Here is a 20,354-nt window from a genome sequence, read left to right as displayed (position 1 = left end):
CGGGCACCCTTGCCGTTAGCTTTTTACACCATGTGCTTGCGGCGAATATCCAGCAAAGCAAAGATGCCGAAAATCAGTATCGACCATTTTTCCCAGCGACTCAGAGACAGTTTGTCACCAAACGCACCGAGGAAAATCAGCATTTGCAGGCCGTGCATCGCCAGCAGAAACGCCGTCATGATATACAGTGCGATTGCCGCCACACCCGGGAAAGGGTGGAACAGGTTCAGCAAAAGTACCGCCCAGACAAATCCGATCGCCACTTTCGCCAGTAAAATCAGCGCTTTCATATTTCCTCTCTTTGATACAGGCGGTAGCAAACTTGTCCCGCCGATTTTTCTTTGATGAGCTGCCAGTGTTCGGGCGTATCAGGCAGTCCCAGTTCTTTTTCTGCTTCCAGATAAATCAGGGCTTGCGGGGTCAGCCAGCCATTGGCTTCCAGCAGGCGAATCACCTCCGGCAGCATGTCGCGCCGAAAAGGCGGATCAATAAACACCAGATCAAAAGCCGACCCCGGTTTATTGAGAAAAGACAGGCTGTCGGTCTGATGCAGCTCAGCTTTATCTGTCTCTAAGGTGTCCAGATTACGCTTCAGCTGACTGGCGGCTTTCGTGTCTAGCTCCAGCAGTGTCAGGTGCTCCGCACCACGCGATAAAGCTTCAAGACCAAGGCTGCCGCTGCCGGCAAAGAGATCCAGACATCGTGAGCCGTGGATATCCGGGGCAAGCCAGTTAAAAACGGTTTCTTTGACACGGTCGGTTGTCGGGCGTAACCCGGCAACATCGTGGACCGGCAGTTTACGTCCTCGCCAGCGGCCACTGATGATACGTACAAAGCCTGCCTGGCTGGGCGGGTTAGCTTTGTGTCCGGAATGCGTCTTACGTCTAGTCATACATTTCTTCGACCGTAGAGAAAGTGGTAGTATACATGGGCCTGATTATCTTTGTGTTTGTTCGTTGTTACCCTGACGATTGGTTATGTTCGCCAGGCCTACTAAGCTGGCAAGCCCAAAGATAAACAGGCCCTTTATTTTCAGGCCGTAAATTGTACCAATCAATGTCTAGGATTTGCCAATGGCAGAAAAAAAGAAGCGCGGATTATTTTCATGGCTGGGGTTTGGTGAAGAAGAACAAACCGAGCAAAAAGAACAACATAAACCGCAAGAAGAGACCATAGAGCCGGAACAGACTCAGGAGGCACAAACGCAGCCTGCTTCTGCAGAGGAGTCGGGTCCACCTCATCAGGACATGGCGGATGCGGAAGCCCCGCTGACGCACCGCGACGCTGAGCCTGAATTGCCTGAGCAGAGTGTGCATCTGGATGTCGAGGCAGATACACAGATCCGGCCGGCAGAAGAAGATGCACAGCCACCAAGCCTGCAAGCCGCGGCTGAACCGGCCCTTGTTTCTGAGGAGCCGGCGGTGCAGGAAAAACCGCAGCGCGAGGGTTTCTTTGCCCGGCTGATGAAAGGGCTGAAGAAAACCCGCAATAATCTAGGGGCTGGCTTCTTCGGTTTATTCCGGGGCAAGCAGATTGATGATGATCTGTTTGAAGAGCTGGAAGAGCAGCTGCTGGTGGCAGATGTCGGTATGGACACCACGCTCAAGATTATCGAAAACCTGACCGAAAAAGCCGACCGCAAACAGCTCAAAGACGGCGAGGCCCTGTACGGTCTGCTGAAAGACGAGCTGAGTGAGATGCTGGCAAAAGTTGAGCAGCCACTGGTGATTGATACCAGCCGCAAGCCTTATGTGATTTTAATGGTGGGTGTGAATGGCGTAGGTAAAACCACCACTATCGGTAAGCTGGCCAAGCAATTCCAGCAGCAGGGGCTGTCAGTCATGCTGGCCGCTGGGGATACCTTCCGTGCCGCGGCGGTAGAGCAGCTGCAAGTGTGGGGCGATCGTAATAACGTGCCTGTGGTCGCCCAGCATACCGGTGCCGACAGTGCTTCAGTGATCTACGATGCGATTGAGTCAGCCAAAGCACGCAATGTCGATGTGGTGATTGCCGATACTGCCGGCCGTCTGCAGAACAAAGGCAATCTGATGGAAGAGCTGCGTAAGATTGTCCGGGTGATGCAGAAAATAGATCCGCTGGCGCCGCACGAAATTATGCTGACCGTTGATGCCGGTACTGGCCAGAATGCGATCAGTCAGGCCAAACTGTTCAGTGAAGTGGCACCAGTATCTGGTATTACACTGACCAAACTGGATGGCACGGCTAAGGGTGGTGTAATTTTTGCCATCGCAGATCAATTCAATATCCCTATCCGTTACATTGGTATTGGTGAAGGTATTGAAGATTTGCGTCCTTTTGCCGCCCAGGAATTTATTGAGGCTCTGTTCAGCGACGAGGATTAACTGTGATTCGGTTTCAGCAGGTCAGTAAAGCATATCGGGGCGGTCGCCAGGCCCTGCAAAAAGTGGATTTCCATCTGGGAAAAGGTGAGATGGCTTTTCTCACCGGCCATTCCGGTGCCGGTAAAAGCACGCTGTTGAAACTGATCGCCGCGGTTGAACGGCCGAGTGATGGCCGGATTTTCTTCAATGATCATGATATTACCCGGATAGACAGCCATCAGATTCCTTTTCTTCGCCGTCACATCGGGATGATTTTTCAGGATCACAGACTGCTGATGGACCGGACTGTGTTTGACAATGTGGCGCTGCCACTGCAAATCGCCCAGTCTCCGGCCGGTGATGTGAAGCGACGGGTTTCCGCCGCGCTGGATAAAGTCGGCCTGCTGGATAAAGCACAATGCCTGCCGATTCAGCTGTCCGGCGGGGAACAGCAGCGGGTCGGGATTGCCCGGGCCGTGGTCAATAAGCCGCTGGTGGTACTGGCGGATGAACCGACCGGGAATCTGGATGCCGATCTGTCCCAGCAGATGATGGGACTGTTTGCCGAATTTAACCGGGTCGGGGTGAGTGTACTGATGGCCACCCACGACACCTCTTTATTAAGCCGTCACAGTTACAGACGGCTTGATTTACACCAGGGCAGTTTGCGCGAGGTGGCGTATGGCGCGTAAAGCTCAAAGCTGGTTCTCTGTCCAGCGTCAGGTGGGTAAGCAGGCACTCACTGATCTATGGCGCCGTCCGGTGGGCAATGTCCTGACGCTGGCAGTGCTGGCCTTTGCCCTGACCTTACCGGCCTGTTTTTATCTGGCGGCAAAGAATATTGCGATTGTCAGCCAGGCCTGGCAGAACCCGACTCAGCTGACTGTTTATATGGCGCCGGGTGCCGGCGATGCAGACGCCCGCACCCTGAGAGAGAGTCTGGCGGGCTGGACGGAAATCAGTTCGGCGGATTATGTCTCGCCTCAGCAGGGATTGGATGAATTCCGTGAGCACGCAGGCTTTGCCAAGGCCCTGAGCCTGCTGGATGATAACCCCTTGCCGGCGGTGCTGATTATCAAACCGTCGGTGCAATGGCAGTCGGGCAGCCAGGCGGAAATACTGGCCCGCAAGCTCAGTGAGCAGGCTGGTGTGGATGATGTCCGGCTGGACAGCGACTGGCTGCAGCGTCTTGAAGCCATCAAGCAACTCAGTGTCACGCTGACCATGATCATGGCTGGCCTGATGCTGTTGGCCGTGTTCCTGATAGTGGGTAATACGCTGCGTCTTCAGCTGCAAAATCAGAAAGAGGCGGTGCAGGTTATGAAACTGGTTGGGGCGACCAACACGTATATTCTGCGGCCATTTCTGTACACAGGCGCCTGGTATGGCTTATTGGCTTCGGTGGCTGCGTTAGTGCTCACTACGCTGGTAAGCTTTATACTGGAAAGTGCAGTTGATAAGCTGGCCGCTTTGTATGGCAGTGATTTCCACCTAACCGGTCTGGCCTGGGATGAATGCCTGCTACTCATTCTCTTATCGGCTCTGCTGGGCATACTGGCAGCCCGTCTTTCAGCCGGCAGACACTTAAAAGAAATTGAACCAATGTGATGAATCAGACTCTACGTATTGGTTACGCATGCTTGCATTTTGTGCAGCATTGAAGGCATTATTGTCGGTCTGGCAGTGTAATGCTGCTTGATTTAGGTGAAAGTCCAGGGTATTTGGCCCTGGCAAAGCATCCACAGGGGTTACTTGAATGACAAAAGAGATGACTTCATTAGCTTTAGTTTCTGCTGATAGCCTGGAAGGCTATATCCGGTCTGTAAACAGCCATCCGATGCTGACAGCCGAGCAGGAGCGGGAGTTAGCTGAGCGTCTGCATTATGACGGTGATATTGAGGCTGCCCGCAGTCTGGTATTGTCGCACCTGCGCTTTGTAGTCCATGTTGCCCGCGGCTATACAGGTTATGGCCTGCCAATGGCTGATCTGGTTCAGGAAGGCAATATTGGTCTGATGAAGGCGGTAAAACGCTTCAACCCGGAAGTGGGTGTCAGGCTGGTGTCTTTCGCTGTCCATTGGATCAAGGCTGAAATTCATGAGTATGTGCTGCGTAACTGGCGGATCGTGAAAGTCGCGACCACCAAGGCTCAGCGTAAACTGTTCTTCAACCTGCGTAAGGCGAAAAAGCGCCTTGGCTGGTTTAACAATGAAGAAGTCGAAATGGTGGCCGAGCAACTGGGTGTAGAAACCAGTGAAGTGCGTGAGATGGAGTCCCGTCTTGCCGCGCAGGATGCCACCTTTGATATGCCGGCTGATGATGACGAACGTGAAAACAGCTACACAGCACCTGTGTATTTTCTGGAAGACAAGTCATCTGACGTGGCGCTCAGCTATGAAGAAAATAACTGGGAAGATCACGCCAACAATCGTCTGTCACTGGCACTGGCGAATCTGGATGACCGCAGTCAGCATATCGTGCGTTCACGCTGGCTGGAGGACGATAAGTCCACATTGCAGGATCTGGCTGATCATTATGGTGTCTCAGCCGAGCGAATCCGCCAGCTGGAGAAAAACGCGATGCGCAAGTTGAAAGATGCCGTCGGTGACGCGCTGTAACGATCCGTATGGTGCAGGATCCTTGGGATGAGGATCCCTGCGGGTCGCTGGATTTTCTATCCACAAACTTATTGAATGAAGAAACCGGCTTTGAGCCGGTTTTTTTGTGCCTGAACACCTATGGAATGGCGGTTTGCTGAGTGGCTGCTGGTATAGCCGGCTGAGGCTGAAAATGTTATCCACAGGCTTTGATCGGATCTTTACTATATCTAGTGGATCCTTTTGGGCAGAAACACATTATCAACGCTATTCACAGTTTTTTCCACAGCTGGCGAAACTATGATCAGCAGGCTACTGGCTGGCCCAGCCAGCCTGACTAACTCTCGATCCTGTAAGGATATTCGGCAAAGCCCGCACGCAAAAGGCAGCCAGATTTTTTTCAAAGCTGTGAGTAACTGAGTATACTGGCTGGCATTGAATGAGTAGGGGATACCGTGCTGAATGCGGCAGGATCCCTTGGGTCCACCATTGCTGGTTTTTGCGTCGATAGCATGTCGTGTAAGATCGTGTGATGAGGGGGATTAGCGCAGCCAGATGCTGGCACCCCGATTGATAATTACAGAATGAGGTCATCATGGAGCAGTTTGAACATATTTCGGTTGAGCAAGCGTACGCATTATTACAACAGTCCGACACTAAGGCGGTACTGGTCGATATTCGCGATCCTCAATCCCACGCTTTATCTCATCCGGCGTCTGCTTTTCACCTGACCAATGACTCTATGGTCAGTTTTATGGATGACGTTGACTTCGAGCAGCCGGTGATCGTGATGTGCTACCATGGGATCAGCTCTCAGGGTGCTGCCCAGTATCTGATTAATCAGGGGTATGAAACCGTGTACAGCATGGACGGCGGCTTTGAAGCGTGGCGCCGTCAGGCTTATCCGTGTGTTGAGCAGTAATTCAGCCAGATGATCATCCTGCGCTTGCCAGCGACGCCTGCGGCGCACAAATTTCAACAGGGAGTCTGAGATGCAGCGCATCGCCGTGCTCAATAACCCCCGAATGGCACAGGCCTTTATAGATTATATGGCCTCCCGTGGTATTGAACTTACCCTGGCCGCTGAACCCGGCGGCCAGTTTGCCATTTGGTTGTCTGACCCAGCGCACCAGGTAGAAACCGAAGCCGAGTGGCAGCAGTTTATCCGCCATCCTGACGATCAGAAATACCAGGCTGCCTCCTGGCAGGTGGCTAACCGCCGTCAGCAACCGTCGTTTCGCTATGACAGTCCCAGTATGATTGACATGGTGAAATCGGGTGCCGGTCCTGTCTGTCTGCTGGTGATGGTGCTGGCGGTCGGCATATACGGCGGTTGGTTGCTGGGCTGGCAGGCGCCGCTTTTTTACTGGCTGCATTTTCCTACCATGCAGGGAGACAGCTGGGAAGTCTGGCGCTATGTGTCTCACAGCCTGATCCATTTCTCCGCACTGCATGTGATATTCAACTGTCTGTGGTGGTGGGTGCTGGGCGGACGGCTTGAGCGGCACAGCGGCAGCGGCAAGTTACTGGAAGTCTTCATCGTTTCCGCGCTGGTCTCCGGCCTTGCACAGTTCTGGTTCCACGGCCCTAACTTCGGCGGGTTATCCGGGGTGGTTTACGCGCTGATGGGCTACCTGTGGTGGCTGGGCTGGCTGGCACCATCGCGGGGCCTCACTATTCCCAATGGCTATGTCGTCTTTATGCTGGTCTGGCTGGTTTTAGGTTTCGTCGGCGTGATGGGATTTGAAGTGGCTAATATGGCGCATCTGTTCGGGCTGATCTCAGGGTGCCTGCTGGCCTTTGTTGATGCGCATCTGCGACAGCCGGCGGATTCGGCACATTAAGGTTTCAGCCAGGAGTGGGATCACTTACCTAGTAACCAGACCGATTGCCCAGTAAGATGAGCACGCCCGGAAAGCGGGCCACTACGGTCATTGGAACTTCGTCAATCAGGAGCAGTAACAGCAGTGAAGCAAAGCAAACGTCATCAGGAGATCATCGATCTCGTGAAAACTCAGGGCTATGTCAGTACCGATGACCTGGTTGCCCGTTTTAACGTCAGCCCGCAAACAATCCGCAGGGATCTCAATGAGCTGGCCGAAGAGAATAAAATCCGGCGCCATCACGGCGGGGCGACTGTGCCGTCCAGCTCGGTCAACACCTCCTACACAACCCGTAAAGTGATGCAACTGGCCGAGAAAGATCGTATCGCGCAGGCGATGGTCAAGCATATCCCCGACGGCGCCACGCTGTTCATTGATATAGGAACCACGCCGGAAGCGGTTGCACGCGCCTTGCTGGACCACTCGGATTTGCGGATCGTGACCAATAACCTGAACGTGGCCGGTATTCTGACCGGGAAAGATGATTTCCGGGTGATTCTGGCCGGTGGTGAAGTGCGTAATCGTGACGGCGGCATAGTGGGCGAAGCGACCCTGGATTTCATCTCTCAGTTCCGTCTGGATTTTGGCATCATAGGGATCAGCGGCATTGATCTCGATGGCTCCCTGCTGGATTTCGATTATCACGAAGTACGGGTAAAACAAGCCATTATAGAAAACAGCCGCTGTGTCATGCTGGGTGTCGATCACACGAAATTCGGCCGCAATGCCATGGTGAATCTGGGTGATATCAGCCAGATTGATATGCTGTTCACCAATAAAACACCACCAGAGCCGCTGGCCAAGCGGATGACAGAGCTGGATACCCATCTCGAAATCATAATCGACTGACAGTCCTTGTTATGAGCGTTTTCGCTCATAACGGTCGCGGCGAGCATTAATCTGCCTGCACATTCTCGGAAAGCTGCCTGATAAGGCAGCTTTTTTTGTGCGTATGATCATATCAGTGTCATTTTTCGAGCATAAAAAGGATGATATTCGCTTTCCAATTGGCTATATTGAGCGATATCGAACATTTATACAAAGTGAACACTTTCGAATGCATGTCCTAATATAAGCAGAGAGGAAATGCATTCGGTAAGAGCGCAGCGCAGTTAAGGCACAGGTGAAAGGCATGACAGCAGCAAATGAGATTCTGGATATTATCGTCGTAGGGGGTGGCATTAACGGCGCGGGTATTGCCGCAGATGCCGCAGGTCGCGGATTGAAAGTGGCATTGTTTGAAGCCGATGATTTTGCATCTGCGACGTCGTCTGCCAGTTCAAAGCTGATCCACGGGGGTCTGCGCTATCTTGAGCATTACGAGTTTCGTCTGGTTGGCGAAGCCCTGGCAGAGCGAGAAGTTCTGCTGCGCAAGATCCCGCATATTGCCCGGCCAATGCGTTTTCGCCTGCCGCACCGGCCGCACCTGCGTCCTGCCTGGATGATTCGGGCTGGCTTGTTTTTGTATGATCACTTAGGAAAACGCACCACGCTGCCAGCCAGTGAAGGATTACGCTTTGGCGCGGATTCCGCCCTGGTGCCTGAAATTACCCGCGGCTTTGAATATTCAGACTGCTGGGTCGATGATGCCCGACTGGTTATCTTAAATGCGATGGAAACTGCGGCCCGTGGCGGTGAAGTCCGTAACCGCTGCCGTGTTGAAAAGGCCGAGCGTGACGGCGAGCTGTGGCAAGTGACTGTGCTCGATAGTCAGACCGGCGAGCGTTTCATCCGTCGCTCGCATGCACTGGTGAACGCGGCCGGCCCTTGGGTGAAAACCTTTTATGACACCAGCCTGGATACCCCGTCGCCACGCAATATTCGCCTGATCAAAGGTTCGCACATAGTGGTACCGCGCGTGCACGATGAGCCTCAGGCCTACATTCTGCAAAACGAAGATAATCGAATCGTATTTGTGATTCCGTATCTGGACAGATTCTCCATTGTTGGTACCACAGATGTGGAATATCACGGTGACCCGCGTAAGGTGGCGATTGATGAAGACGAAATCCGCTACCTGCTCAACGTGTACAACGATCACTTTAAGCACAAGCTGCAGCGTCAGGATGTGGTATGGACTTACTCCGGTGTCCGTCCGCTGTGTGATGACGAGTCAGACTCACCGCAAGCCGTGACCCGTGATTACACCCTGGAACTGGAACAGGAAGGCTCTCAGCCGCCCTTGCTGTCTGTGTTTGGCGGTAAGCTGACCACCTATCGCAAGCTGGCGGAATCGGCACTGCGCAAGCTGGCACCTTTCTTCCCGGACATGGGACCGGCCTGGACGGCGCAAGCCTGCCTGCCCGGCGGCGAGGCGGATTTTGACCGTGAGCGTCTCAGTGCTGATCTACGCAACCGTTTTATCTGGATGAGCACATTTACCGCAGATCGCATGGCAACGAATTACGGGATCATGAGCTGGCAGATACTGGAAGGTGTCAGCAGCGAAGCGGAAATGGGGCAGCATTTTGGCGAAGGTTTTTACGCCAGAGAACTCGATTACCTGATGAGCCGTGAGTTCGTTGTCAGCGCAGACGATGCTCTGTGGCGGCGCAGCAAACTGGGGCTGTATCTGAATGATGAGCAGCAACAGGCGGTGGCAGAGTATATTGCTTCGCAACATGCCAAGGCGCATGCTGCAGCCTGATACACTGTAATGAAATACGGGAAAAAGACCAAAGCGCCCACCGGGCGCTTTTTTTGTAACCTCTAAACCACAGGTTATGGCGGTGTTGAGTGTTTTGCTGGGGTTACTGGTACAGATATTTGGTGAACAGCAGCTCAGTTAATAGCTTTTGGTTGGTCTCTGCTATCAGCAGGTCATTCACTTTGTCCAGGCATTGCTGGCGTATGGCTTCGCGACCGGCCAGAGACTTGATTTTCACTTCCGGCTGTTCGCCAATGATTTGGATAATGGCGTCACGGATAAGCGGCGCATGGTGTTCAACCAGAGGGATATAGTCCGGGTCGGAGACCATGAGATCGACCTGCAGGCGCAGATAACCCAGCTTTTTACTTTGGGTGATATAGTTAGTGGTGATATCCGGCGTCAGGGTGAAATAACTGTATTCAGGGGTCTTTGCCGGCGCAGATTGTGCCAGCGCAGGCTGAGTCAGGGTAATCAGCACCATCGCCAATGTCAGGAGTAGAGATTTCATCTTGCTATCCATCTGTATCAGGGAAAAATCTGTTACCCAAGTGCCTACTTTGGCGAGGAATGATATTCCTGTCCGTGACGGCTTGCTACAATAGGGCATCATTCAGTGTTATCAATTGGCCACATTCTATCACCCTTTCTAGGAATTGAATTGGGAAGATGTCGAAATTCAAGCAGATATATCAGTCCGCTCTGGACAATGCCGACTGGCAACTGACAGAAAACATACACCTCAATCAGCCGCAACTGCAAAGCTGGTTGCAGGAAAATGGCTCGTTGTCACGCCGTTTTGCCCGTTATTGTCATCAGTTCAGTGTGCTTCTGCTGGCGCAGGAGCCGATCAAAGCCAGCAGCTTACAGCCTGATGAGAAGGCGATGCTGGGGCCAGTGGATTGCCTGGAGCGTATCGTACTCTTACATGGCGACGGTGTGCCCTGGGTGTTTGGCCGTACGCTGATCCCTGTGCCGACCATGACGGGTGAAGAGCAGGACATTGCCCGGCTGGGAGAGTCGCCCCTGGGTTACCGGGTGTTTACCGATCAGAGTGCGCGCCGTGACGCCCTGCAGCTGGCCCGCCTTACTGTTAATGACGATGTATTGTGGGCGCGTCGCTCTCGCCTGTGGGTAAAGGAAAAGCCGATGCTGGTGGCTGAGCTGTTTCTGGCACCCGCTCCGGTTTATCAGGATAACAGCGCTATTCAGCGGCACATTACCGGCGGTATCGGGCAGCGAGAAAGCCGCCCATTACGCACAAAAGTAGGAGAGTGAAGGTTTGGAGATGACCAAGGCAAGGGCATTCTGGCAGTTAGCGCGTATGGATCGCCCGATTGGCAGTTTGTTATTGATGTGGCCAACCTTGTGGGCCTTGTTTCTGGCCGCGGATGGCATGCCGGATTTCAAGGTGCTGGCGGTGTTCGTGCTCGGGGTTTTTTCGATGCGGGCGGCGGGCTGTGTCATCAATGATTACGCAGACCGGCATTTTGACGGCCATGTGAAGCGTACCGCGCAGCGTCCTCTGCCTTCCGGTTTGATCAGCGAGCGCGAAGCGCTGGGCTTTTTTGCCTTGTTGGCGTTAGTGTCATTTGCGTTAGTACTGACCATGAATACTCTGACTATCCAGCTGTCTGTAGTTGGTCTGCTGCTGGCGGCGGCTTATCCGTTTATGAAGCGCTATACCCATCTGCCGCAGCTGGTGCTGGGCATGGCCTTCGGCTGGGCCATTCCAATGGCGTATGCCGCGCAGTCCGGTGCTTTACCGCCAGTGGCCTGGATGCTGTTTGTCGCCAATATACTCTGGACCATTGCCTATGATACCCAGTACGCCATGGTCGACAGGGATGATGATTTAAAAATCGGGATCAAATCAACCGCTATCCTGTTTGGCCGCAATGACAAGCGCATTATCGGCCTGTTGCAGTTGGGCACATTAGGGTTGCTGATTGTGGTGGGTATGCAGATAGGGTTGTCTCAGCTGTATTACTGGAGCCTGCTTGGCGCTGCAGCGTTGTTTGTTTATCAGCAGATGCTCATTCGCGGCAGGGAACGTGAACCTTGTTTTAAGGCCTTCCTCAACAATAACTATGTGGGGATGCTGGTGTGGCTGGGCATGGCTGCCGGCTTAATGCTCTGAAGTGATGATTCCGCTCCGGTTATAAAAACGCCCGCATCTTGCGGGCGTTTGCTGTTCTAAGCGGCGAATTATTTATCCGCTGAATCCGGCCCCGGCTCTTTTTTCTCTTCCCGGTTCATGACTGCCTGAATGGTCAGCTTCACTTCCGGAGAAACCAAATCGGCCAGTAAATCGGCCAGGGTGGCCACCGGACGTGAGACCGCATGGTTGTCCTGATTCAGATAGCCTTCCTGACGCAGGGTTTTGACCATCGCAGAGAAGACGCCCTTATCGAAGAATTCAGGCGCATTAATACCGTGAAGACGGCTCAGGCGCTGTGCCATCATCTGGCTTTGCTGTTCCAGATCGCTCTTCATCAGCTGAGGTTCACTGCGCAGCAGCGTCAGGGCAATGGCGTAGCGCTGCAAGGTTTCGGTAATGGTATTGCCCAGTAACTGAAGCGGGCCGATACGGACACTGTTGAGCGACAACTCATTGCCGTCACTCAGGATCAGCCGCTGCCGGATCAGCTCATCAATCAGGGCATCAAGCGCTTCCGGTAAGTCCGCCCAGTCAAACCGCAGGTACAGCTCGGCCTTCAAAAACGGATACAGCAGGCTGATCTGACGATGCATTTCGGCCCGGCTCAGGCGCTGGTGTGAAACGACTATGTGGGCTATCAGCGAAGGCAGCGCAAACAGGTGGATGATGTTATTGCGGTAATAGGTCATCAGCAGTGACTGCTGCCTATCCAGCGACACTATCTCTCCCAGGCTGTCACGCTCAACCATGAACTTATCCATGCTGATGGCATTCTCAACCAGCTCAGCCGCTGTGTCTGACGGCTGAGTACAGTCCGACGAATACGGCGTGTTATGGAGCAGCTGAAGGTAACAGTCAATCTGTTGCTCCAGCTCTTCACGGCTCAGTGCGCGCTGGCGAGAGGCCAGCAATGCCAGCGCACAGAGAGTCAGGCCGTTGGTTGCTGCTGCATCGTTGATGTGGGTCATCATCTTATCGGCCAGGTTGTTGACCACAGGGTTGAGCCACTGCGGGCGGGCAGGTTCAATCGGGTCGATATGCTGACGCCAGTCTGGCACCTGCTCGTTCAGGTACTGATTCAGCGGGATAGGCTCACCGAAGTTGACGTAACCCTGGCCGAAATTGCGCAATTTACGCAGGGTGCGCAATACCTGACCCAAGCTTTCTTTTTCTTTTCGCTTGCCACGCAGCTCTTTGGCGTAAGTGGCCACTTCCATCACGTGCTCGTAACCAATATACACAGGCACCAGAGTGACCGGGCGGTTGAGGCCGCGCAGCATGGCCTGAATGGTCATCGACAGCATGCCGGTTTTCGGTGCCAGCAAGCGACCGGTACGGGAGCGGCCGCCTTCACTGAAATATTCCACCGAGTAACCTTTGGCAAACAGCTCACCGAGATATTCGCGAAATACTGTTGAATAGAGGCGGTTGCCTTTAAAGCTGCGGCGGATAAAGAACGCGCCGCCGCGGCGGAAAATCGGCCCGGCCGGGAAAAAGTTCAGGTTAATACCTGCCGCAATGTGTGGTGGTACCATACCTTCCTGATAGAGCACGTAAGACAGCAGCAGGTAATCCATATGACTGCGGTGACAGGGGACATAGACAATTTCATGGCCGTCCTGCGCTAATTGGCGGACCCGCTGGGCATTGCTGACATTGATCCCTTTATAAAGACGGTTCCACAGCCAGCTCAGGAAACGGTCACCGTGACGAACCAGGCTGTAGGAAAAATCGGCCGCAATTTCTTCCATCATATCAATGGCTTCTTTGCGCACTTTTTCTAAAGGCACATCGCGGCTTTCCGCTTCCTCGCGGACCACTTTTTCTATCGCCTTGGAGGCCAGCAGGCGGTTAAACAGCGCCTGACGCTGTGGTAGGCGAGGGCCTGCCGCCGCCAGCTTCTGGCGGGAGAAATGGATCTTAGCCACCCGGGCCAGCTTATTGGCAATGGCGTTATCTGTCCCGTGCTTGTCGGCCATAAAGCGTAACGACATGGTCGGGCTGAGGCGGACCATACAATCCCGGCCCTGCGCCAGTACGGCGAAGCATTTTTCCGGACCATTTAAGGCTTTCAGTATCGGTTTTTGCTCACCTTCAGTGCCGGGTTTGCGGCCCCACAGTATCGAAGCGGGCAGCAGCTGAACATCCAGTTGCGGATCGGCTTTATGGGCCGCCAGCAAATCGGTAAACAGGGTTAAGGATTTGGCCGGTAGCTGGCCGTCACTGCCGAAAATACTCGGGCTGTTGGCGACGAAGACATAGCGGGGGAACACCTGGCCATTGATGACAACAGGCTCCAGCGGATCGGGCAGCCCGACGGCCTGGGTCGCTGCACTCAGGGTCAGCAGATCGGTCTGCGAGCTGAAAGGCAAGGTGTAGATAATAGGGCGGTCGAGATCCAGTTCCAGTTCAGAAACAGGATCGGACGGGATTGTACGGGTCTTAACCAGTAAAGAAAGCGGCAAATTCAGAAGACTTTGCGAAAATTTCTGCCAACTTGACATGTTTATAACTAGCCTCGAAATCTTAATGCGTGGCAAGGATAGCAGAAAACGCGCCGGGTATTGCTGCGAAAAATACGATACAGGATAGCAAAGAGTAAAATTTTGTTCGCTGGCGTTGTGGCAGGGTCAGCCAAGCCAGCATTTCATTGAATATAGTCTTTTCAAAACAATGAACACTGGATATACTCACAGTGAACTGTATAAAAAGACAGGGTATGTCATGAAGCCGTTAACGCCACGCCAACAAGAAGTCTTTGATTTGATCAAAGCAAAAATTGAAGTCGCCGGCATGCCGCCGACTCGGGCGGAAATTGCCCGTGAACTGGGGTTCCGATCTGCCAACGCGGCAGAGGAACATTTAAAAGCGCTGGCCCGTAAGCAGGTGATTGAAATCGTACCGGGTGCATCACGCGGTATTCGCCTGCTGGTGAATGACGAGGATGCACAGGAACGTGGTCTGCCGCTCATCGGGCGTGTTGCCGCCGGTGAGCCGATTCTGGCTCAGGAACATGTTGAAACCCATTACGATGTTGACCCGTCAATGTTTAAGCCGCAGGCTGATTTCCTGCTGCGTGTCAATGGCATGAGCATGAAAGACATAGGGATTATGGATGGCGATTTGCTGGCGGTGCATAAAACCCAGGATGTCCGTAACGGCCAGGTGGTTGTTGCCCGTGTTGATGATGATGTGACGGTTAAGCGTCTTGAAAAGAAAGGGTCTCAGGTGTATTTGCATGCCGAAAACGAGGCGTTTGCACCGATTGTGGTGGATCTGACCCAGCAGCACCTGACCATTGAAGGCATTGCCGTGGGTGTTATCCGTAACGGCGACTGGGGCTGAGGTCTGATTGCGTGTAAAGAACCGACGATTTCTTTGCAATAGTTAATGATAGTCATTATCATCAAGGTATCACCTTGTAGACGATGACGACAATGACTAAATCTGCCCGCTATCATATTCCGGCTGCACTCTTGCAGCCGCTCTGGCTGCGTAGTCGCGAGAGTCTGGCTGACGGTGGTTTGATTTATGACCCCTTAGCCGCAGCGGCTTGCCGGCAGTGTCATCTGGCCCCCGATTGCCTGGCCGGTAATGTTGATCAACACCAGTTGCTGCACGCGACCTTGACCCTGTTGGTGGATCAGCGGGTACAGCATTTTCTGCGCCGTTTTCCTAATGGCCATGTCATCAATGTCGGAGCAGGGCTGGATACCCGCTTCTACCGGCTGGATAATGGCCGGTGCCGCTGGCTGGAGCTGGACTGCAATGAGAACCTGCTGTGGCGGCAAAAGTTGTTTCACGCCAGTGAGCGGTATCGGATGCGGCCGGGCTCTGTAACGGATCTGAACTGGTTATCTCAGCTGCCAACCGCTTTTTCTTCACCTGTTATGTTGGTTTGTGATCAGGCGTTGTTGCAGATTTCTGCGCAGGAAGTGGCGAAATTTGTCCAGCGGATTGGTTGTCATTTCAATCAACTGGAATTGTGCCTCGTGCTGGCCGGCGATCGCTGTGACAGCGGTCTGGGCCATAAATTAGGGACACAGGATTATGCTCATGGTTTTGAAGATCCTGTCCGCCAGTTGCTGCAATGGCTGCCCTGGGCAGAGCAAGTATCCAGCCACTCGCCACTCACTGTGCCTTGTCCGCGCTGGCGCCCCTGGCAGCGTTGGCTGTCGCACTTACCTTCGTTCGGTCACAGATTGACACCTGTGGTGTCGCACCTTCGTTTTTAAGCCCGACCTTTTCTCATTCTGCCCGCTTATGTCTACCAGCGCCCATTTCTTGTGGGCGTTGACTATTTCTTACTCAAAATTTTGTTCATTCTGGCAAATCTGTCCTAAGTTAAATGTAAACAAGCTGTTATAGCTTCTTTGCGCTGATTAGAGGGAATCCTGGCTGAGACAGGTGTTTGCTGTCTCCGGCGCGGGACGTTCGCTGACACTTGACTGTCAGGGTGACTGAGGGAGGGAGCCACGGAATGATGCGGCCATTGTTTTATGGATTGTTGGGCTTGTTGAGTTTGCCTGCATGGGCAGAAACCCAGTCGATGCCGCTGAATATGACCCAGGGGGTTACCGGGGTCAGTCAGCAGGTCTATTCACTGCACATGACGATTTTTTATATCTGTGTCGCGATTGGTATCGTGGTATTCGGCGTGATGTTCTGGGCCATTATTCATCATAGAAAGTCGCGGGGTGCTGTGGCGGCTTCCTTTCATGAAAGTACCCGGGTTGAACTGCTCTGGACCCTGATTCCTTTTGTCATTCTGATCGTAATGGCCATTCCGGCGACCAAAACCCTGCTGGCGATGGAAGATACCTCGCAATCGGATATCACTATTCAGATAACCGGTTCACAGTGGAAGTGGCATTATCGCTATTTCGGCGAAGATGTTGAGTTTTACTCCAACTTAGCCACCTCTCAGGCGCAAATTAACAATGAACGGCAAAAGCGCGATAACTACCTGCTGGAAGTGGATCATCCGCTGGTGGTGCCTGTCGGGCAGAAAATCCGCTTTCTGATGACCTCACAGGATGTGATTCATTCCTGGTGGGTGCCCGCGTTTGCCGTCAAGAAAGACGCCAATCCCGGTTTCATTAACGAAGCCTGGACCAAGATTGATAAGCCGGGTATCTACCGCGGGCAATGTGCTGAGCTGTGCGGCAAGGATCACGGTTTTATGCCGATTGTGGTAATAGCTAAGCCGCAGGCCGATTTTGAGGAATGGCTGCAAGTCACCAAAACCGCCCAGCGGGAGGCGAAAGCTGAAGAGCTGCGTCTGCTGGATATGCAAATGCCCATGGATGAGCTGATGGCGATGGGCGAGACAGTCTATAACACCCGCTGTGCTGTGTGTCACCAGGTCAATGGTCAGGGTTTGCCGGGCGCGTTTCCGGCACTGGCCGGAACAGGGATTTCGGTTGATCCGGCTAAAAAACTGGAACACATCAGCATTGTGGTCCACGGACGTAACGGTACGGCAATGCAGGCGTTCGGCCCGCAACTGAGCCTGAAGGAGCTGGCATCTGTGATTACCTATGAGCGTAATGCCTGGGGTAACAATACCGGCGATATGGTTCAGGCAGCAGAAGTACAGGCAATTCTTAAGGGCGAACAGCTTTAGGGAGTAACAGGGCATGACGGACATGATGCGTGAACAGGCAGTGGAAGAGGCCAGTCATACGGAGCATGATACACATCATCATCAAAGTGGTATCAAGCGCTGGCTGTTTACTACCAACCATAAGGATATCGGGAGCCTGTACCTGATTTTCAGCTTCACTATGTTCCTGGTCGGTGGGGCGATGGCGATGGTGATCCGGGCCGAATTGTTCCAGCCTGGCTTGCAACTGGTGGATCCTAACTTTTTTAATCAGATGACCACAGTGCACGGTCTGATCATGGTCTTTGGTGCCGTGATGCCTGCGTTTACCGGGCTGGCTAACTGGATGGTGCCACTGATGATAGGGGCGCCGGACATGGCGCTGCCGCGGATGAATAACTGGAGCTTCTGGATTCTGCCGTTTGCCTTCGCCATGCTGCTGGGGTCGCTGTTTATGGAAGGCGGCGGCCCGAACTTTGGCTGGACGTTCTATGCGCCGCTCTCGACGACTTACAGTCCGCAGAGTACTGGCCTGTTTGTCTTCTCTATTCATATCATGGGTATCAGTTCCATCATGGGGGCTATCAACGTCATAGTCACTATTATGAACTTGCGTGCGCCTGGCATGACGTACATGAAAATGCCGCTGTTTGTCTGGACCTGGTTGATCACGGCGTTTCTGCTGATTGCTGTGATGCCGGTGCTGGCGGGAGCGGTCACTATGGTACTGACCGACAAATACTTCGGCACCAGTTTCTTTGATGCCGCCGGTGGCGGGGATCCTGTGATGTTCCAGCATATCTTCTGGTTCTTCGGTCACCCAGAAGTGTACATCATGATTTTGCCGAGTTTCGGTATTGTTTCCGCGATTATTCCGGCGTTTTCGCGCAAAAGGCTGTTTGGCTACAGTTCCATGGTATACGCAACGGCGTCTATTGCCGGTTTGAGTTTCCTGGTGTGGGCACACCATATGTTTACCACAGGGATGCCTGTGGCTGCCGAGCTGTTTTTCATGTACTGCACCATGCTGATATCCGTGCCGACCGGGGTAAAAGTGTTTAACTGGGTGGCTACCATGTGGCGAGGTTCACTGACCTTTGAAGTGCCTATGCTGTTTGCCATCGCCTTTATTGTTCTCTTTACCATAGGCGGGTTCTCCGGCCTGATGCTGGCAATCACCCCGGCAGATTTCCAGTATCACGATACCTATTTTGTGGTGGCTCATTTCCACTACGTACTGGTGTCTGGCGCGATCTTCTCCATCATGGCCGCGGCTTATTACTGGCTGCCTAAATGGACGGGGCATATGTTCGATGAACGCCTGGCGAAATGGCATTTCTGGTGCTCAGTGATTTCCGTCAATATTCTGTTCTTCCCTATGCATTTCCTGGGACTGGCAGGCATGCCGCGCCGCATTCCGGATTATGCGCTGCAATTTGCCGATGTGAACGCCATCGTCAGTATTGGCGGCTTTCTGTTTGGTCTGTCGCAGCTGATTTTCCTGGCGGTCGTCGTGAAGTGTGTGCGTGGCGGGGAACCGGCAGGCGCGAAACCCTGGGATGGCGCTGAAGGGCTGGAATGGACAGTACCTTCTCCGGCGCCTCATCATACTTTCTCCACGCCACCTAAGGTGGACTAAGGGGGCGATATGGCTGACACCGATAAGGAAAAAGGTAAGAAGAAGTCGTTACTGAGCCTGATTTTACTGTCACTGGGGATGTTTGGCTTCGCCTTTGCGCTGGTGCCTCTCTATGACGTGTTTTGTGAAGTTACTGGCATCAATGGCAAAACATCCAACCAGGCCGCCATTGCCAGTGAACAGGTAGACGACAAGCGAACCGTTACTGTGGAATTTATGGCCTATATCAATCCGGGCATGGCCTGGCGATTCGAACCGGAAGTGACCAAGCTGGTGGTGCATCCGGGCGAAACCTACAAAGTGCTGTATTCGGCCCAGAACCTGACTCAGACCGCCACAGTGGGCCAGGCGGTACCGTCCGTTTCTCCGGGGCTGGGGGCGCAGTATTTTAACAAGATTGAATGTTTTTGCTTTAACCGTCAGCCACTGGCTGCCGGAGCGTCAGCAGAGCTGCCTTTGCTCTTCTATATTGATCCCAAACTGCCTGAGGATATCAATACACTGACACTGGCTTATACCTTGTTTAACGCTCAGCCGGAACCTGCGGCGCAAACGCAATGAGGTCGACCATGGCGAATCCGTACACAGAACATGAACAGTCCCTGAAGCCTTCCCATGAGCATTATTATGTGCCGGCGGCCAGCGCCTGGCCGATAGTGGGTGCAGTGGCGTTATTTTTGATAGCCATGGGCGCCGGTGCCACCGTCGGTGGACTGTTCGGCGGCAATGGTCCCTGGATTTTGATGAGCGGGGTGGGTTTGCTGCTGATCATGCTGGTGGGCTGGTTCCGCGATGTGATCCGCGAATCAATGACCGGCCTGTACAGCTCACAGATGGACCGCTCCTTTCGTCAGGGCATGAGCTGGTTCATTTTCTCAGAAGTGATGTTTTTTGCCGCCTTTTTCGGGGCGCTGTTTTACGCCCGGATGATAGCCGTGCCCTGGCTGGGTGGGGCGAGTAATAACGCCATGACACACGAAGTGCTGTGGCCGGAGTTTGTCGCACAGTGGCCGTTGATCATGACACCTGGCGGTACAGAAACCCAGGCCATGGGACCGCTTGGTCTGCCGCTCTACAATACCTTAATTCTGCTGACTTCTTCTGTGACGGTACATTTTGCCCATGTGGCGCTGGAAAAAGGCAACCGCCCGCGCCTGACCCTTTATCTGCTGTTAACTGTGCTGCTGGGTAGCTTGTTCGTGTACCTGCAGGGTGTCGAATATATCCATGCCTATCAAGACATGGATCTGACGTTAGATGCCGGGGTCTACGGCAATACCTTCTTTATGCTGACCGGCTTTCACGGCCTGCACGTGACTCTGGGTACTCTTATTCTCTTTATCGTCTGGCTTAGGGTGTTGAAAGGGCACTTTTCACCAGAGCACCATTTTGCCTTTCAGGCCGGAGCCTGGTACTGGCACTTCGTTGACGTGGTGTGGCTGGGGTTGTTTGTCTTTGTCTATATTCTCTGATGCCAGAGG

General features: G+C 53.4%; 20 protein-coding genes. 16 read left to right on the top strand and 4 right to left on the bottom strand.

Annotation, left to right across the window (positions count from 1 at the left end):
• Nucleotides 1–23 precede the first annotated feature (23 nt).
• Together IFO68_RS11705 and rsmD are read right to left on the bottom strand one after the other, a co-directional pair.
• Nucleotides 24–290, bottom strand: a complete 267-nt coding sequence (locus IFO68_RS11705; protein WP_027250511.1) for a DUF1145 domain-containing protein — start codon at nt 288–290, stop codon at nt 24–26.
• Nucleotides 287–892: a 16S rRNA (guanine(966)-N(2))-methyltransferase RsmD gene (gene rsmD, locus IFO68_RS11700; protein WP_192016037.1), complete on the bottom strand. Its 606-nt coding sequence runs from the start codon at nt 890–892 to the stop codon at nt 287–289. The genes IFO68_RS11705 and rsmD overlap by 4 nt, the downstream gene beginning before the upstream one ends.
• A 181-nt stretch (nt 893–1,073) precedes the next feature.
• Here rsmD and ftsY point away from each other — a divergent pair, with 181 nt between their 5' ends.
• The 8 genes from ftsY to glpD all read left to right on the top strand — a co-directional run bounded on the left by ftsY (nt 1,074) and on the right by glpD (nt 9,468).
• Nucleotides 1,074–2,363, top strand: a complete 1,290-nt coding sequence (ftsY, locus tag IFO68_RS11695; protein WP_192016036.1) for a signal recognition particle-docking protein FtsY — start codon at nt 1,074–1,076, stop codon at nt 2,361–2,363.
• 2 nt (nt 2,364–2,365) lie between these two features.
• Complete coding sequence (ftsE, locus tag IFO68_RS11690) at nt 2,366–3,034, top strand: cell division ATP-binding protein FtsE (RefSeq protein ID WP_027250514.1); 669 nt, start codon at nt 2,366–2,368, stop codon at nt 3,032–3,034.
• Nucleotides 3,024–3,950, top strand: coding sequence for a permease-like cell division protein FtsX (ftsX, locus tag IFO68_RS11685; RefSeq protein WP_192016035.1), 927 nt, complete (start codon nt 3,024–3,026; stop codon nt 3,948–3,950). The genes ftsE and ftsX overlap by 11 nt, the downstream gene beginning before the upstream one ends.
• Before the next feature lie 148 nt (nt 3,951–4,098).
• Nucleotides 4,099–4,959 carry an RNA polymerase sigma factor RpoH gene (gene rpoH / locus IFO68_RS11680; RefSeq protein ID WP_192016034.1) on the top strand — a complete coding sequence of 287 codons (861 nt, stop codon included), beginning with the start codon at nt 4,099–4,101 and terminating at the stop codon, nt 4,957–4,959.
• A gap of 574 nt (nt 4,960–5,533) precedes the next feature.
• Nucleotides 5,534–5,860, top strand: a complete 327-nt coding sequence (glpE, locus tag IFO68_RS11675; RefSeq protein WP_161458539.1) for a thiosulfate sulfurtransferase GlpE — start codon at nt 5,534–5,536, stop codon at nt 5,858–5,860.
• 70 nt (nt 5,861–5,930) lie between these two features.
• Complete coding sequence (gene glpG, locus IFO68_RS11670) at nt 5,931–6,782, top strand: rhomboid family intramembrane serine protease GlpG (protein ID WP_192016033.1); 852 nt, start codon at nt 5,931–5,933, stop codon at nt 6,780–6,782.
• 123 nt (nt 6,783–6,905) lie between these two features.
• Entirely contained in the window at nt 6,906–7,670 is a 765-nt protein-coding gene (locus IFO68_RS11665) for a DeoR/GlpR family transcriptional regulator (RefSeq protein ID WP_192016032.1), read from the top strand.
• Nucleotides 7,671–7,953: 283 nt separating this feature from the next.
• On the top strand, nt 7,954–9,468 hold the full coding sequence (glpD, locus tag IFO68_RS11660; protein WP_192016031.1) for a glycerol-3-phosphate dehydrogenase: 1,515 nt from the start codon (nt 7,954–7,956) through the stop codon (nt 9,466–9,468).
• 103 nt (nt 9,469–9,571) lie between these two features.
• Here glpD and IFO68_RS11655 read toward each other — a convergent pair whose 3' ends face one another.
• Nucleotides 9,572–9,979: a flagellar basal body-associated protein FliL gene (locus IFO68_RS11655; protein WP_192016030.1), complete on the bottom strand. Its 408-nt coding sequence runs from the start codon at nt 9,977–9,979 to the stop codon at nt 9,572–9,574.
• 158 nt (nt 9,980–10,137) lie between these two features.
• On the opposite strand from IFO68_RS11655, the gene IFO68_RS11650 reads away from it, so the two are divergent.
• Nucleotides 10,138–10,746, top strand: coding sequence for a chorismate--pyruvate lyase family protein (locus IFO68_RS11650; RefSeq protein WP_192016029.1), 609 nt, complete (start codon nt 10,138–10,140; stop codon nt 10,744–10,746).
• A 4-nt stretch (nt 10,747–10,750) separates the two neighbouring features.
• A complete protein-coding gene (gene ubiA, locus IFO68_RS11645) occupies nt 10,751–11,608 on the top strand; it encodes a 4-hydroxybenzoate octaprenyltransferase (RefSeq protein ID WP_192016028.1) in 858 nt (285 codons plus the stop codon).
• A 68-nt stretch (nt 11,609–11,676) separates the two neighbouring features.
• Here the strand turns inward: ubiA and plsB are convergent, their stop codons facing one another.
• A complete protein-coding gene (gene plsB / locus IFO68_RS11640) occupies nt 11,677–14,133 on the bottom strand; it encodes a glycerol-3-phosphate 1-O-acyltransferase PlsB (protein WP_192016027.1) in 2,457 nt (818 codons plus the stop codon).
• 220 nt (nt 14,134–14,353) lie between these two features.
• On the opposite strand from plsB, the gene lexA reads away from it, so the two are divergent.
• From lexA to IFO68_RS11610, 6 genes are all read left to right on the top strand, one after another.
• Nucleotides 14,354–14,974 carry a transcriptional repressor LexA gene (gene lexA / locus IFO68_RS11635; RefSeq protein WP_192016026.1) on the top strand — a complete coding sequence of 207 codons (621 nt, stop codon included), beginning with the start codon at nt 14,354–14,356 and terminating at the stop codon, nt 14,972–14,974.
• 92 nt (nt 14,975–15,066) lie between these two features.
• On the top strand, nt 15,067–15,864 hold the full coding sequence (locus tag IFO68_RS11630; RefSeq protein ID WP_192016025.1) for a class I SAM-dependent methyltransferase: 798 nt from the start codon (nt 15,067–15,069) through the stop codon (nt 15,862–15,864).
• A 248-nt stretch (nt 15,865–16,112) separates the two neighbouring features.
• Nucleotides 16,113–17,255 carry a cytochrome c oxidase subunit II gene (coxB, locus tag IFO68_RS11625; RefSeq protein WP_473741667.1) on the top strand — a complete coding sequence of 381 codons (1,143 nt, stop codon included), beginning with the start codon at nt 16,113–16,115 and terminating at the stop codon, nt 17,253–17,255.
• Nucleotides 17,256–17,268: 13 nt separating this feature from the next.
• Nucleotides 17,269–18,873 carry a cytochrome c oxidase subunit I gene (gene ctaD, locus IFO68_RS11620; RefSeq protein ID WP_192016023.1) on the top strand — a complete coding sequence of 535 codons (1,605 nt, stop codon included), beginning with the start codon at nt 17,269–17,271 and terminating at the stop codon, nt 18,871–18,873.
• Nucleotides 18,874–18,882: 9 nt separating this feature from the next.
• Entirely contained in the window at nt 18,883–19,434 is a 552-nt protein-coding gene (locus tag IFO68_RS11615; RefSeq protein ID WP_192016022.1) for a cytochrome c oxidase assembly protein, read from the top strand.
• Between the two features lie 8 nt (nt 19,435–19,442).
• The gene (locus IFO68_RS11610) at nt 19,443–20,345 is read left to right on the top strand and encodes a cytochrome c oxidase subunit 3 (RefSeq protein ID WP_192016021.1); all 903 of its coding nucleotides are present in this window, start codon (nt 19,443–19,445) and stop codon (nt 20,343–20,345) included.
• Nucleotides 20,346–20,354 lie beyond the last annotated feature (9 nt).

It is taken from the genome of Photobacterium arenosum (genome assembly GCF_014841115.1).
Taxonomy (GTDB): domain Bacteria; phylum Pseudomonadota; class Gammaproteobacteria; order Enterobacterales; family Vibrionaceae; genus Photobacterium; species Photobacterium arenosum.
Note: the sequence above shows the minus strand (reverse complement) of the source record. Positions and strands in the feature narration are given on the sequence as shown.